This window comes from Tropicibacter sp. S64 (assembly GCF_049803835.1).
GTDB lineage: Bacteria > Pseudomonadota > Alphaproteobacteria > Rhodobacterales > Rhodobacteraceae > Pacificoceanicola.
Genome location: NZ_JBNAGK010000010.1, coordinates 165,224 through 177,598 on the forward strand (window position 1 = coordinate 165,224; position 12,375 = coordinate 177,598).

General features: G+C 66.3%; 14 protein-coding genes. 7 read left to right on the top strand and 7 right to left on the bottom strand.

Translation table 11 applies throughout. From position 1 onward, the window contains the following. The first annotated feature begins 69 nt into the window (after window positions 1-69). Window positions 70-1,449: a TolC family outer membrane protein gene (locus ACP159_RS16710; RefSeq protein ID WP_425100871.1), complete on the top strand. Its 1,380-nt coding sequence runs from the start codon at window positions 70-72 to the stop codon at window positions 1,447-1,449. A 12-nt stretch (window positions 1,450-1,461) separates the two neighbouring features. Here the strand turns inward: ACP159_RS16710 and aroE are convergent, their stop codons facing one another. The 3 genes from aroE to mbfA form a co-directional block, all read right to left on the bottom strand. Beyond that, window positions 1,462-2,277, bottom strand: a complete 816-nt coding sequence (aroE, locus tag ACP159_RS16715) for a shikimate dehydrogenase (protein WP_425100872.1) — start codon at window positions 2,275-2,277, stop codon at window positions 1,462-1,464. Between the two features lie 88 nt (window positions 2,278-2,365). Beyond that, window positions 2,366-3,235, bottom strand: a complete 870-nt coding sequence (gene serB, locus ACP159_RS16720) for a phosphoserine phosphatase SerB (protein ID WP_425100873.1) — start codon at window positions 3,233-3,235, stop codon at window positions 2,366-2,368. A gap of 408 nt (window positions 3,236-3,643) precedes the next feature. Continuing rightward, the gene (mbfA, locus tag ACP159_RS16725) at window positions 3,644-4,618 is read right to left on the bottom strand and encodes an iron exporter MbfA (protein WP_425100874.1); all 975 of its coding nucleotides are present in this window, start codon (window positions 4,616-4,618) and stop codon (window positions 3,644-3,646) included. 152 nt (window positions 4,619-4,770) lie between these two features. On the opposite strand from mbfA, the gene ACP159_RS16730 reads away from it, so the two are divergent. From ACP159_RS16730 to ACP159_RS16750, 5 genes are read left to right on the top strand one after another with little or no spacing between them, the layout of a single operon-like run. Then, the gene (locus ACP159_RS16730) at window positions 4,771-4,932 is read left to right on the top strand and encodes a hypothetical protein (protein WP_425100875.1); all 162 of its coding nucleotides are present in this window, start codon (window positions 4,771-4,773) and stop codon (window positions 4,930-4,932) included. 59 nt (window positions 4,933-4,991) lie between these two features. Further along, window positions 4,992-5,606 carry a TetR/AcrR family transcriptional regulator gene (locus ACP159_RS16735; RefSeq protein ID WP_425100876.1) on the top strand — a complete coding sequence of 205 codons (615 nt, stop codon included), beginning with the start codon at window positions 4,992-4,994 and terminating at the stop codon, window positions 5,604-5,606. Window positions 5,607-5,642: 36 nt separating this feature from the next. Then, window positions 5,643-6,473, top strand: coding sequence for an S-formylglutathione hydrolase (gene fghA / locus ACP159_RS16740; protein WP_425100877.1), 831 nt, complete (start codon window positions 5,643-5,645; stop codon window positions 6,471-6,473). After that, window positions 6,470-6,922, top strand: a complete 453-nt coding sequence (locus tag ACP159_RS16745; protein WP_425100878.1) for a YaiI/YqxD family protein — start codon at window positions 6,470-6,472, stop codon at window positions 6,920-6,922. Before fghA ends, ACP159_RS16745 begins: the two co-directional genes overlap by 4 nt. Beyond that, a complete protein-coding gene (locus ACP159_RS16750) occupies window positions 6,923-7,543 on the top strand; it encodes an HAD family hydrolase (RefSeq protein ID WP_425100879.1) in 621 nt (206 codons plus the stop codon). Between the two features lie 206 nt (window positions 7,544-7,749). Here the strand turns inward: ACP159_RS16750 and ACP159_RS16755 are convergent, their stop codons facing one another. Further along, window positions 7,750-9,003, bottom strand: a complete 1,254-nt coding sequence (locus ACP159_RS16755; protein ID WP_425100880.1) for an MFS transporter — start codon at window positions 9,001-9,003, stop codon at window positions 7,750-7,752. Window positions 9,004-9,143: 140 nt separating this feature from the next. On the opposite strand from ACP159_RS16755, the gene zapE reads away from it, so the two are divergent. Continuing rightward, window positions 9,144-10,211, top strand: coding sequence for a cell division protein ZapE (gene zapE, locus ACP159_RS16760; RefSeq protein WP_425100881.1), 1,068 nt, complete (start codon window positions 9,144-9,146; stop codon window positions 10,209-10,211). 64 nt (window positions 10,212-10,275) lie between these two features. Here zapE and ACP159_RS16765 read toward each other — a convergent pair whose 3' ends face one another. From ACP159_RS16765 to ACP159_RS16775, 3 genes are all read right to left on the bottom strand, one after another. Next, on the bottom strand, window positions 10,276-10,932 hold the full coding sequence (locus ACP159_RS16765) for a LysM peptidoglycan-binding domain-containing protein (protein WP_425100882.1): 657 nt from the start codon (window positions 10,930-10,932) through the stop codon (window positions 10,276-10,278). 206 nt (window positions 10,933-11,138) lie between these two features. Further along, window positions 11,139-11,738, bottom strand: coding sequence for a LysM peptidoglycan-binding domain-containing protein (locus ACP159_RS16770; RefSeq protein WP_425100883.1), 600 nt, complete (start codon window positions 11,736-11,738; stop codon window positions 11,139-11,141). A gap of 15 nt (window positions 11,739-11,753) precedes the next feature. Further along, complete coding sequence (locus ACP159_RS16775; RefSeq protein WP_425100884.1) at window positions 11,754-12,326, bottom strand: rhodanese-like domain-containing protein; 573 nt, start codon at window positions 12,324-12,326, stop codon at window positions 11,754-11,756. Between the last annotated feature and the right edge of the window lie 49 nt (window positions 12,327-12,375).

The window sequence follows — 12,375 nt, forward strand, 5'->3', positions numbered from 1 at the left end:
GAGAGTGACCAGAGGCACGGAGTGGGGCGGATGTTGGGCAAGTTCGGACAGGAACGGTTTCGCCGGGGTATGACCCGCCTTGCCGGAGCGGCGCTTGTCACGGTGCTGATGCACGGGACCGCGATGGCGGAGACGCTCGCGGCGGCCATGACTTCCGCCTACAACCACAGCGGCCTTCTGGAACAGAACCGCGCGGTGCTGCGGGCGGCGGACGAGGATGTGGCGATTGCCATGGCGGCGCTGCGCCCGACGCTGAGCTGGTCGGCCCAGATGCAGCGCAGCTTCGGCTATTCCAAGTCCGTGCAAGGCGCGAGCCGGGTGAACACCACGGAAACGACGCTGGCGCTGGTCGCCAGTTACACGCTGTTCGATTTCGGCGCGGGCAAGCTGGCGCTGGAAGGGGCCAAGGAGACGGTGCTCGCCACCCGCGAGGCGCTGATCTCGGTCGAGCAGCAGGTGCTGTTCGCCGCCGCGTCCGCCTTCCTCAACGTGCGCCGTGCCGAGGCCATCGTCAACCTGCGGGAAAACAACGTCCGCGTCATCACCACCGAACTCCGCGCCGCCCGCGACCGCTTCGAGGTGGGTGAGGTCACGCGCACCGACGTGGCGCTGGCCGAGGCGAGCCTCGCCTCCGCGCGCAGCGCGCTGGCCGGGGCGCAGGGTGATCTGGAGATTGCGCGGGCGAATTACACTTCCGTGGTCGGCCACAAGCCGGGCCGCCTGCAGGCGCCGGGCTCGCTGCCGCGCTTGCCGTCCGAGCAGAACGGGCAGGCGACGGCGTTGCAGATCCACCCGGACCTGCGGCAGATCCAGCACGAGATCCTTGCCTTCGAACTCGCCATCAAGGAGGCCGAGGCGGCCATGAAGCCGGTGATCAGCCTGTCCGGGCGGCTTGGCGCGACGGATTCGCTGAACAACGGTACCTATTCGCGCACCGGCAGCATCACGCTCGGCGCGGAGGGGCCGATCTATCAGGGCGGCCGGCTGAGTTCCCTCGTCCGCAAGGTCAAGGCGCAGCGCGATCAGGCGCGGGGCCGTCTGCATTCCACGCGTCACGGCATCACGCAGGATGTCTCCACCGCCTATGCCACCCTCGCCGTCGCCATCGCCGGCATCGAGGCGAGCGAGCGGCAGGTGCGGGCGGCGCAGGTGGCGTTCAACGGCGTGCGCGAGGAAGCCTCGCTTGGGGCGCGGACCACCTTCGACGTGCTGCAGGCGGAGCAGGACCTGCTCGACGCCCGCGCCGGGCTGATCTCGGCGACCATCGACCGCCATGTGGCGGCCTACCAGGTGCTCGCTGCGCTGGGCCTGCTGACCGCGCAGCAGCTGCAGCTGGATGTCGTGCAATACGATCCGGCGCAGTATTACAACCTGGTCAAGACCGCGCCGACCGCCCGCAGCAAGCAGGGCCAGCAGCTGGACCGCGTCCTTAAGAGCCTGAGCAAGTAAGGCGGGCGCCGCTCAGACCAGCGGCACCGTCATGTCCGCGATGAGGTCCCCCGTCGCGGGCGTGATGCCGCGCCACCAGCGGAAGCTCTCCGCCGCCTGCTCGACCAGCATCCCGACGCCATCGGCGACATGCGGCACCCCGGCGTCCCGTGCGGCGGCGAGGAACGGCGTCAGCCCCTTGCCGTAGGTCAGGTCATAGGCCAGCGCACAGCCGTCGAAGACGCCCCGGGGCAGGGCAGGGCAGCTGCCGGTCAGGCTCGACGAGGTGCCGTTGATGACGATGTCGAAGCCGCCGCATTCCACCGGATCGCAGAGCGTGACCATGCCGTAATCGGCCATCATCTCGGCCAGAGCGGCGGCCTTGTCCGGGGTGCGGTTGAGCAGCGACAGCTCGTCCGGCTGGGCCTGCAGGAACGGCAGCAGCACGCCGCGCACCGCGCCTCCGGCCCCCAGCATCAGGATGCGCTTGCCCGCCAGCGGCGTGTGCAGGTTGTCCTGAATGTCGCGGGTCAGGCCGATGCCGTCGGAGTTGTGCGCCTCGATCGCGCCGTCGGAGAACCGCAGCGTGTTGGCCGAGCCCGCGAGCCGGGCGTCATCGGTGGCGGTGCCGGCGATCGCGAAGGCGTCGATCTTGAACGGCGCGGTGACGTTGCAGCCCTTGCCGCCCGCGTCGCGGAACCTCTGCACGGCGTCGGCGAACCCGCCGAGCGGGGCCTCGATCTTGTCATACGCCATGTCCTGGCCCGACAGCGCGGCAAACCGGCCGTGGATCATCGGGGATTTGGACTGGGCAACGGGGTTGCCGAAAACGGCGTAATGATCGGTCATGGCGGGCCTCCTCGCGGGCGCTGTTTGCGCTTTTGGGCGGCGGGCGTCAATGCGGTGGATCGAGAAGGCCGCGCCTGCCCTGCCGGATTCAGGGCGAGACGAATGCGCTCCGCGCGTAGCCCTGCAGGAAGAGCAACGCCGTCAGGTCGCCGTGGTTTACCCGGCAATCGCTCTGCTCCTGCACCATCGGCTTGGCATGGAGCGCCACGCCCAGACCCGCGCGGCCCAGCATCCCGAGGTCGTTGGCCCCGTCGCCCACGGCGATGACGTCGGCCTCGGAGATGCCCAGCCGGGTGGTGATCTGCTCCAGCGCCTCGACCTTGGCCTCGCGGCCAAGGATCGGGCGGCCGACCTCGCCGGTCAGCGTGCCATTCTCGATCAACAGCGTGTTTGCCCGGTTCTCGTCGAAGCCGAGCATGGCGGAGACGCGGGTGGTGAAGGCGGTGAACCCGCCGGAGACCAGCGCGGCGTGACTGCCGTTCGCCTTCATCGTGGCAATCAGCTCCGGTCCGCCGGGCATGAGGGTGATGCGCTCGGCAACGACCGTGTCGATGACCGACTCCGGCAGGCCCTTGAGGAGGGCGACGCGCTCGGTCAGGGCGCCTTCGAAGTCGAGCTCGCCATTCATCGCCCGCGCCGTGATGGCCTTCACATGCGCCCCGACGCCGGCCACCTCCGCCAGCTCGTCGATGCATTCCTGCTGGATCATGGTGCTGTCCATGTCGGCGAGGACCATCCGCTTGCGGCGGTTGGCGACGGGCAGGATGTTGAGGTCGGCCTGATCGGCGATGGAGGCGCGGACCTCGGCGAGGTTCGTCGGGGTCGTCTCCACCGGGAATTCCGCGGCCTCGTCCGGCGAGAGCCAGAGGGCATCGCCGCCGCCGAAGGCATTGCGCAGGCTGTCCACAAGGGCGGCGTCCAGCGTGCCGGGTTTGGCGATCAGGGAGACGATGTACATGGGCGGTCCTCGCGCGTGGGGTGCGCGGGGCTTTTGCCATGCGGCGGGCGAGGCGTCCAGATGGGATGCCGGGCGGGGGACCGTGCGGTGGGGTAGGGATCGCTTAACCGCCGTGGCGCAATTTCATTCGCGGTTGACCACGGAAGAACAGGATCAGTCTCCCGAAGCCTTTCGGGATCGCGATCTCATCAGGCAGGGCGGGTGACGCCGCCCTTTGGAGGCCGGGACTGACACCCCGGCACCCGATCCGCATCTGGCGGCCGCCATTTTCCGAAACTTCACAGGTTTGTAGAGAAAGCAGCGCTTTCGGCAGTCCGGTCGGCTTCGGTCCGGACCCGTCGGCGCGTCTGGCGCCGATTTCTTGAAAAGAAATCGGTCCGAAATCTTTTCAAGATTTCGGGTCATCGCTCACCCTGAGCCGATCAGCGCCCCGGCAGCGAAGACCAGCGCCCCGCCCAGCACCACCTGGAAGGCGGCGCGGAGGAAGGGGGTCTCCATCCATTTGTTCTGGATCCAGGCAATCGCCCAGAGTTCCACGAACACCACGACAAAGGCGATGATCGTCGCCGTCCAGAAATGCGGGATCAGGTAGGGCAGGGCGTGGCCAAGACCGCCGAGCGCCGTCATCACTCCCGCCGCGATGCCGCGCTTGATCGGGGAGCCGCGCCCGGAGAGCTGGCCGTCGTCCGAAGCCGCCTCGGTGAAGCCCATGGAGATGCCTGCGCCGACCGAGGCGGCGAGGCCGACGAGGAAGGTCGTCCAGGTGTCCTGCGTGGCAAAGGCGGTGGCGAAGATCGGCGCGAGGGTGGAGACGGAGCCATCCATCAGGCCCGCAAGTCCGGGCTGCACCCAGGTCAGCACGAACTGGCGGTGGGCGGTCATGCCCTCGCGTTCGAGGGCGTCGTCGTCGAGGTTTTCGCGCTCCAGCCTGTTGGCCGAATACTGGTGTCCGGCTTCGGCGGCAGCGAGGTCGCCGAGCAGCTTTCGGGTGTCGGCGTCGGTGCTGCGCTTGGCCGCTTCGAGGTAGAAGTGCTCCGCGTCCTTTTCCATGTTCGCCGCTTCCTCGCGGATGCGTTCGATGCCGAGGTTCTCCATCAGCCAGACCGGGCGGCGGGCGTAGTACCCCGCCACATGCTCGCGCCGGATCAGCGGGATCACCTCGCCGAACCGCTTGCGGTGCAGGGAGATCAGCGCCTTGCGGTGCGTGTCTTCCTCGTGGGCCATGCCGTCGAAGACGGCGGCGGTGTCCGGAAAGTCGGTGCGCAGGCGCTCGGCATAGCTGCGGTAGATGCGGGCGTCGTCCTCCTCGGAGGAAATCGCCAGGGCCAGCACCTCTTGTTCGGTTAGGTCACGGAATTGTCGGCGGGAGGTCAGGAAACGCATGGAAGCCCTCTTTTAGAATAATTCTAATTTAATGGCATCCATTCTGGGTGCAAGATCAGAAAAGTGAACCGATCAGTTCAGAATGCACTTGCGAATCTGAACCATCCGGTTTAGATAACTGAACGAAGCAGTTCAGTTTTGGAGTGAAACCCATGAAATCCTTCGCTTATGCTCTCGTCCTGACCCTTGGTGCCTCTGCCGCGATGGCCGGTGTTCCGACCATGTCCCTGCCGGACCTGACCTTCCCGCCGAAGCATCCGGACGTTTCGACACAGGGCTGTATCCCGACGACCGCCGAAACCCAGTGCAAGTGAGCGCCATCGCTTGCCGGTACTGAACCGAACGGTTTATACTGCCGGAATGGGATGTATTCATGAACACTGAAGCCGTTGTCCGAAAAGGGCGCAAGTTCGACCAGGTGCTGGAAGGCGCGCGGGAAATCTTCCTGCGCGACGGCTTCGAGGGCGCGTCCGTCGACGAGATCGCCAAGGCGGCGGGCGTGTCCAAGGCCACGCTCTACAGCTACTTTCCCGACAAGCGGCTGCTGTTCCTCGAAGTGACCTCGGCCCAATGCTGCCGCCAGGCGGATGAAGCGCTCGGCACGATGGACTTCACCTGCCCGCCCCGCGTCGTCCTGCGCGAGGCGGCGCAGCGCTTTCTCGGCTTCATCTATTCGGAGATGGGCCAGCGCATCTTCCGCATCTGCGTCGGGGAGGCGGACCGCTTCCCGGAGTTGGGGCGGCAGTTCTACCAGAGTGGCCCGATGACCATGCGCCGGGCCCTGACGGCCTATCTCGCGCAGGCCACCGCGCGGGGGGAGTTGCAGATCGAGGACATGGACCTCGCCGCGGACCAGTTCGCGGAGCTGTGCAAGGCTGACCTCTGGACCCGGCTGATCTTCGGCGTGCAGACCGAATTCGAACAGGCCGAGGTTGACCGCATCGTCGAGGGTGCTATCGACACCTTCATGGCACGCTACGGCGCCTGACGTCTCCCCGGGGGCGCAGGCCCCATGGAGGACGATATGGAAACCAGATCGGAAAACACCTGTTTCGGCGGCACGCAGGGGGTCTATACCCATGCGTCGGACGTCTGCGGCTGCGACATGACCTTCGGGTTGTTCCTGCCGGAGGCGGCGAAGACCGGCCCGGTGCCGGTGCTGTGGTATCTCTCTGGCCTCACCTGCACCCATGAAAACGCCATGACCAAGGCGGCAGCGCAGGGTTGGGCGGATGAGGCGGGCATCGCCGTGGTCTTCCCGGACACCTCGCCGCGCGGCGAGGGCGTGGCCAATGACGAGGCCTATGACCTCGGGCAGGGCGCGGGGTTCTATGTCAACGCCACGCAGGACCCGTGGAAGCCGCATTTCCGGATGTGGGATTACATCGCCGACGAATTGCCCGCCCTGCTGGCCGAGCACTTCCCGCTCGACATGGAGCGGCAGGCGATCACCGGGCATTCCATGGGTGGTCACGGCGCTTTGACCCTGGCGATGAATTTGCCGGGGCGGTTCCGGTCGCTGTCTGCCTTCGCGCCGATTGCCAACCCGACGAAAAGCGACTGGGGCCGCAAGCAGTTCAGCGCCTACCTTGGTTCGGATGAGGCCGCCTGGGCGAAGCATGATGCGTCGCTGCTCATGGCCGAAAAGGGCTTCGACGGGCCGGTGCTCATTGACCAGGGCACGAAGGACCAGTTCCTCGATCTGCTGAAGCCCGAAGCGCTGGCGCAGGCGATGGTGGCGCGGCGGCAGAAGGGCGCGTTCCGGATGCAGGGTGGCTTCGACCATTCCTACTTCTTCATGATGAGCTTCATGGAAGAGCATATCGCCTTCCACGCCGAGGCGCTCTACGCGTGACGACGCTCTACATCGACGCGGACGCCTGCCCGGTGAAAGAGGAAGCCGAGCGGGTGGCGACGCGGCACAGGCTGCCGATGAAGCTGGTCGCGAACGGCGGGCTGCGCCCCTCGCGCAACCCGTTCGTGGAGCTGGTCATCGTGCCCGATGGCCCGGACGTGGCCGACATGTGGATCGCGGAGCGGGCCAAGGCCGGTGACGTGGTGGTGACGGCGGACATGCCTTTGGCGGCGAAATGCGTGGCTGCGGGCGCGCAGGTGCTGCGCCACGACGGGTCTGTCCTGGACGAGAAGAACATCGGCCAGCAGCTTGCCATGCGCGACTTGATGGCGGACCTGCGCTCCGCCGATCCGTTCCGGCAAGGGGGCGGCAAGAGCTTTTCCAAGGCGGACCGGAGCCGCTTTCTCGACGCGCTGGAGCGGGCGATCCGCAAGGCGAAGGGGGTCTGAATGACGGTTGAAGCGGTGGTGTTCGACATCGGCAACGTGCTGATCGAGTGGCAGCCGGAGCGGTATTTCGACCGGGTGTTCGGGGAGGAGCGCCGCCGTGCGATGTTCGCGGAGGTCGACCTGCACGGCATGAACGACCTGATCGACACCGGGCATGATTTCCGCGAGACGGTCTATGGCTGGGCGGCGAAGTACCCGCATTGGGAGGAGATGATCCGGCACTGGCACGACCATTGGCTGGACCTCGCGACGCCTGCGATCCCGCATTCGGTGCGTTTGCTCCGGGCGTTGAAAGCCAAGGGCATCCCGGTCTTTGCCCTGACGAATTTCGGCATCGGGACCTGGAAGATCGCGACGCCGCGGTATGATTTCCTGACCGAGTTCGACATCGCCTTCGTCAGCGGGTACATGGGCGTGATCAAGCCCGATCCGGCGATTTACGCCATGGTGGAGGAAGGCTGCGGCTTTCCGCCCGACAGTCTGCTTTTCGCCGACGACCGCGCCGAGAATATCGCGGCGGCGAAGGCGCGGGGCTGGCAGGGGCATGTGTTCCAAGGCCCGCAGGGCTGGGCCGAGTGTCTTGTCGGACACGGGTTGCTGACGGAAAAAGAGGCGCTCTAGGGCGCTGGCAGAATATCCTGCATCGCAACCTCGGTGTGAAAGCGCCGATCCGAGGGGTGGCGCAATCGCGCCGCGTCACGCCAAAGGCGTGCCTCCGGCACGACGGGGGCGGATCATGCCGGAGGCATGCCTTCGGCATGACGCGGCGGAACGCTGCGCGTCCCGCTGGAGCTCCAATGGCAGCGTGACGGCAGGATGTCGATTCCTTACTCCGCCGGGACCACAATCGGCGCGGGTTTCTTCTCCTTGATGGGAAGATGCACCAACGCACTCAAGGCCCCGACGCCGACGCCGATCCACCAGACGGCGGTATAGTTGCCGTACATGTCATAGAATCGCCCGCCGAGCCAGACGCCCATGAAGCCGCCGATCTGGTGGCTCAGGAAGACGAGGCCGTAGAGTGTGCCCATGTACCGCAGCCCGTAGAGATGCGCGATCAACCCGCTGGTGAGCGGCACCGTGGCCAGCCAGAGCGCCCCCATGACGGCAGAGAAGATCATCACCGAAAGCGGTGTGATCGGCAGAAGGATGAAGAGCGCGGCGGCGATGGTGCGGCCAGTGTAGATGCCCGCGAGGAGGTATTTCTTCGTGTACTTCTTGCCGAGCCAACCGGCGGTCAGCGTACCGACCACGTTGAACAGGCCGATGAGCGAGATCGAGACCGCGCCGAGGGCGGAGGTCGTGGTGATGCCGATGTTCGCCAGCAGGCCCCCCGCCATGATCGGCGAGCACAGCTCCGTCACGAAGGCCGGGAAGTGCGCGGTGATGAAGGCAAGCTGGTAGCCGCAGCTGAAGAAGCCGATGAAGATCAGGCCGAAGCTCGGGTCTTTCAAAGCCTTGCGCAGCGCCTCGCCCATGGTCTGCTCGACCAGCTCGGCGGCCTTCTCGGGCCGCGCGGGGGCACGCATGAAGGGCAGAAGCAGGATGGCGCAGAGGATGATGCCCGCGAAGGTGACGAAGACCATCTGCCAGGGCATGACGCTCAGCAGCCCTTCGGCCAGCGGCGCCCCGAGCACCTGACCGGCGCTGCCGGCGGCGGTGGTGATGGCGAGGCTCATGGAGCGGTTCTCGTCGGAGGCGGCGCGGCCCACCACGGCGAGGATCACGCCAAACCCGGTGCCCGCAATGCCGAAGCCGACCAGGACTTCGGACAATTGCATGGAAACCGGGCTGAGCGCGAAACCGGACCAGACGAGGCCGGCGGCATAGACGATGGCCCCGAGGAAGATCGCCTTGCGGTCACCGATCTTCTCCGCCAGCGCACCAAAGAGCGGCTGGCCGATGCCCCAGAACAGGTTCTGGATGGCGATGGCGAAGCTGAACTCGCTCCTCAACCAGCCATATTCCTCTGCAATCGGGATCTGGAACACGCCGAAGCTGGCGCGGACGGCAAAGGAAATCAGGATGATGAGACAGCCGGTGACGAGCACGGGCGTGAAGAGGGGGGCGCGTTCTTGCATGGCAAATGACCTTTCGACGCTTCTGCATGGCGCGAAATGAACAGCCCGTCAATTCAGCGTGTTTGAACAGTCGCATTGCGTTTCGTGATAGGGCAACTGGTGGCTACACAAACGGCATACAACGGTCTACATGCGACTCCATGACAAGCGTTCAGGACACATACGACAGCCGCGTGGCGGCAGGCACCCTCAAGCGCGACGAGGCGCAGCTCGGCGTCCTGCCGGAACTGGAACGGGTGCGGGCGGAGGTGGCCGCGCCCGCGCCGAAGAAGGGCTTCTTCCGCAAGGCACCGGAGCCGCCGAAGGGGTTGTACATCTGGGGCGGGGTCGGGCGGGGCAAGTCCATGCTGATGGATCTGTTCGTCGACACGCTGGAGGTGCCTGCCCGCCGCGTGCATTTCCACGCCTTCATGCAGGAGGTGCAGGGCGAGATCCACAAACTGCGCAAGCAGGGCGTGGAGGACCCGATCAAGCCGGTGGCGCAAGCGGTCAGCGATGCCGTACGGGTGTTGGCCTTCGACGAGATGCAGATCACCGACATCGCCGACGCCATGATCGTCGGGCGTCTGTTCGAGCAGATGATGGCGGCGGGCACGGTGATCGTGACCACGTCGAACAGGGTCCCGGACGACCTTTACAAGGACGGGTTGAACCGGGGACTCTTCCTGCCGTTCATCGCGCTCCTGAAGGAGAAGATGGTGGTGCACGAGCTGGCCTCCGAGCGGGACCACCGGCAGGACAGGCTGTCCGGGGAGACGGTGTTCTTCACCCCGGCGGGGGCGGAGTCGCGCAAGGCGATCGACCTGATCTGGGACGAATTGAGCCACGGCAGGGACGCGCCGCATACGCTGCACGTCAAGGGGCGCGACCTCGTGCTGGAGCGGTACAGCAATGGCATGGCGCGGGCGACATTCTACCAACTGTGCGGCCAGATGCTCGGACCGGGGGATTACCTCGCCATCGCGGAGGCTGTCCGGGTGCTGGTGCTGGAGGACATCCCGTTGCTGTCGCGGCAGAACTTCAACGAAGCGAAGCGTTTCGTCACGCTGATTGACGCTTTGTATGAAGCGAAAGTGCGGCTGATCGCCAGCGCGGCGGCGGAGCCGGAGATGCTCTATGTCGAGGGCCCCGGCAGTTTCGAGTTCGAACGCACCGCCAGCCGCCTGCGCGAAATGCAGGATGCGGATTGGGGCCGGGCCACCGCGTGAAAAAAAGGGGAGCCCGAAGGCCCCCCATGCTGCTCGTTATGGATTGGTCTTACTGCCTGATTGTCTAGGTTCCCGGGATCGTCAGCACCATGCCGGCCCGGAGGTCCGACGGCTCGGACAGCTGGTCCGGATTGGCGTCGATGATCTGGAAATAGGCGACCGTCGTGCCGTAGAAGCGGAAGGCGATGCCGGGCAGGCTGTCGCCCGGCTTGACGGTGTATTGCTGGCCCGCCGGCTTCTGCGGTGCGGGGGTGGCTTCGACGGCTGCCGGTGCGGGTGCGAGGTTGGCTTCCTGCTGCTGTGGCTCCGTCGCAGCGGCGGCGGCGGTGCGCGGCTTGGCGGCCTTCATTTCCTGCAGGATGCCGTAGCTCATGGCGCGCATCTGCTCCATCGCGTCGCCGCTCGGCACGGGCCGGGGCGCCGGTTCGCTTTTGGCCACGGCGACGGGCTGCGGCGCGGGGGCTGGCTCGGGCTGCGGGGCCGGGGTTGCGACAACGACGGGTTCTGGCGCCGGTTCCGGCATTGCATTGACCGGCTTTGCAGTTACGGGTTGCGCCAGCGCGGGCTGCGGCACGGCGGGCGTCAGGCCGAGAAGGCTCGGCTCGCCGCGGCTGACCTCGTTGTAATCGCTGGTTTCATCGGGGAGCGGACCGAGTCCGAACCAGAGCAGACCAAGCGTGGCTGCAATGAACGCGGTGCCGTAGAGCGCCTGTTTCATCATGCCCCTGCACCCGGTCCGGATACAGCAATCCCGTCACGCACGATCGCGCAGGCAAGCATCATGATCTGTCCCCCGTGGTACGCCGTCAGTGGCAGTGCGGTGTACTCTATCGAGGGTTATAGGCGAATCGGGTTCAGGCAGTCAACATCTAGTAGTAGTGTCAACACCTAGATTTCGCTAAGGCAATGATCCGCAAGAGATAGCGGTTATTTCGCGGGCAGAACCAGCTGCTGCCCGGGGCGCAGATCGTCCGGACGGGTCAGTTTGGACTGGTTCGCGGCGAACAGCGGGCCGGTCATGTTGACGTCGCCATAGACCCGCTCCGCGATGGACACGAGGCTGTCTCCGGGCTGGACGATGTAGACGCCTTCGGCGGCCGAGGCGGCCGGTGCGGGCATCGCCGGTTCGTTGAGCGAGCGGCGGACGATGGTGTGCAGCAGGCTTCCGGGCTGGCCCGGGGCCTTTTCGTGGCCGGTCGCCTGGTTGAGGTTCGACAGGGTGTCCCAGGTCATGCGGCGCATTGTCTGGTCGTCGAGTCCGGCGGCTGGCGCTGAGGCAACGCGCGTCTGCGGCTGGATCTGCGGTTTGGGCGCGGCGGGCTGCGGGGCCGGTGTCTGGACAAGGCCGTTCGCCACGGCGCTGGCCAGCGGGTCCTGCACCGGCGCGGTATCGAGCGCCGGCTCCGCGCGGGTCACAGGCGAGGGCATGTCGGGCAGGCGGGCGGCCCGGTTCGAGCCGGGCTGGAACACCACGAGCGCGATCGTGATCGCGACAAACCCCACGGCCAGGAGAACCATCCGGATCATGTACCCACCCCTCCGTTACTGACTTCGCACGGTGCTGAGCCCCGCCGTCGTCCAGGCGGTCAATCCGCCCCGGTAATATTTAAGTTTGGTCGCCGGATACCCGGCACCGACCAGATCACGCACTGCTTCGGCGGCATCCGGTGCATCGGCGCCGCCGTCGAAGATCACAAGGTCATAGGCCCCGGAGAAGTCGCCGTTCCGCACGCCGAGCGCGTTCAGCAGATCGTCCCGGTACTGGTTTCCCGGGCGCAGCGTGGCGGCAGGCACGTTGACCGCGCCGGGAATGGTCTCGGCACCATAGGCATCGGGCAGGCGGGCGTCGACCAGCAGGCCCTGCCCGGCGGAGACGAAGAGGTCGAGGAAATCGAGAATCTCCAACTCGCCGATAGTGCTGACGCCGGGCGCGGCAAGCATCGGCTGCAGGCAGGCGGGCGGGCAGGCCGGGCCGCTGCGCTCGATGCGGACGGAGGTGCCGTTCAGGCTGAAACTGAAGGCGTCGCGGTCCTCGGAGATGCGCGTGCTCTGCGCACAGAGTGAGGTCGCCATGACAATGGCGGCGCTCGCGCTGAGGCAAAGACCCTTGATCATCTGCTCGTCCTCTGGTGCCCGGTTTTGGGCCGCCTTTATCGTTGATTAG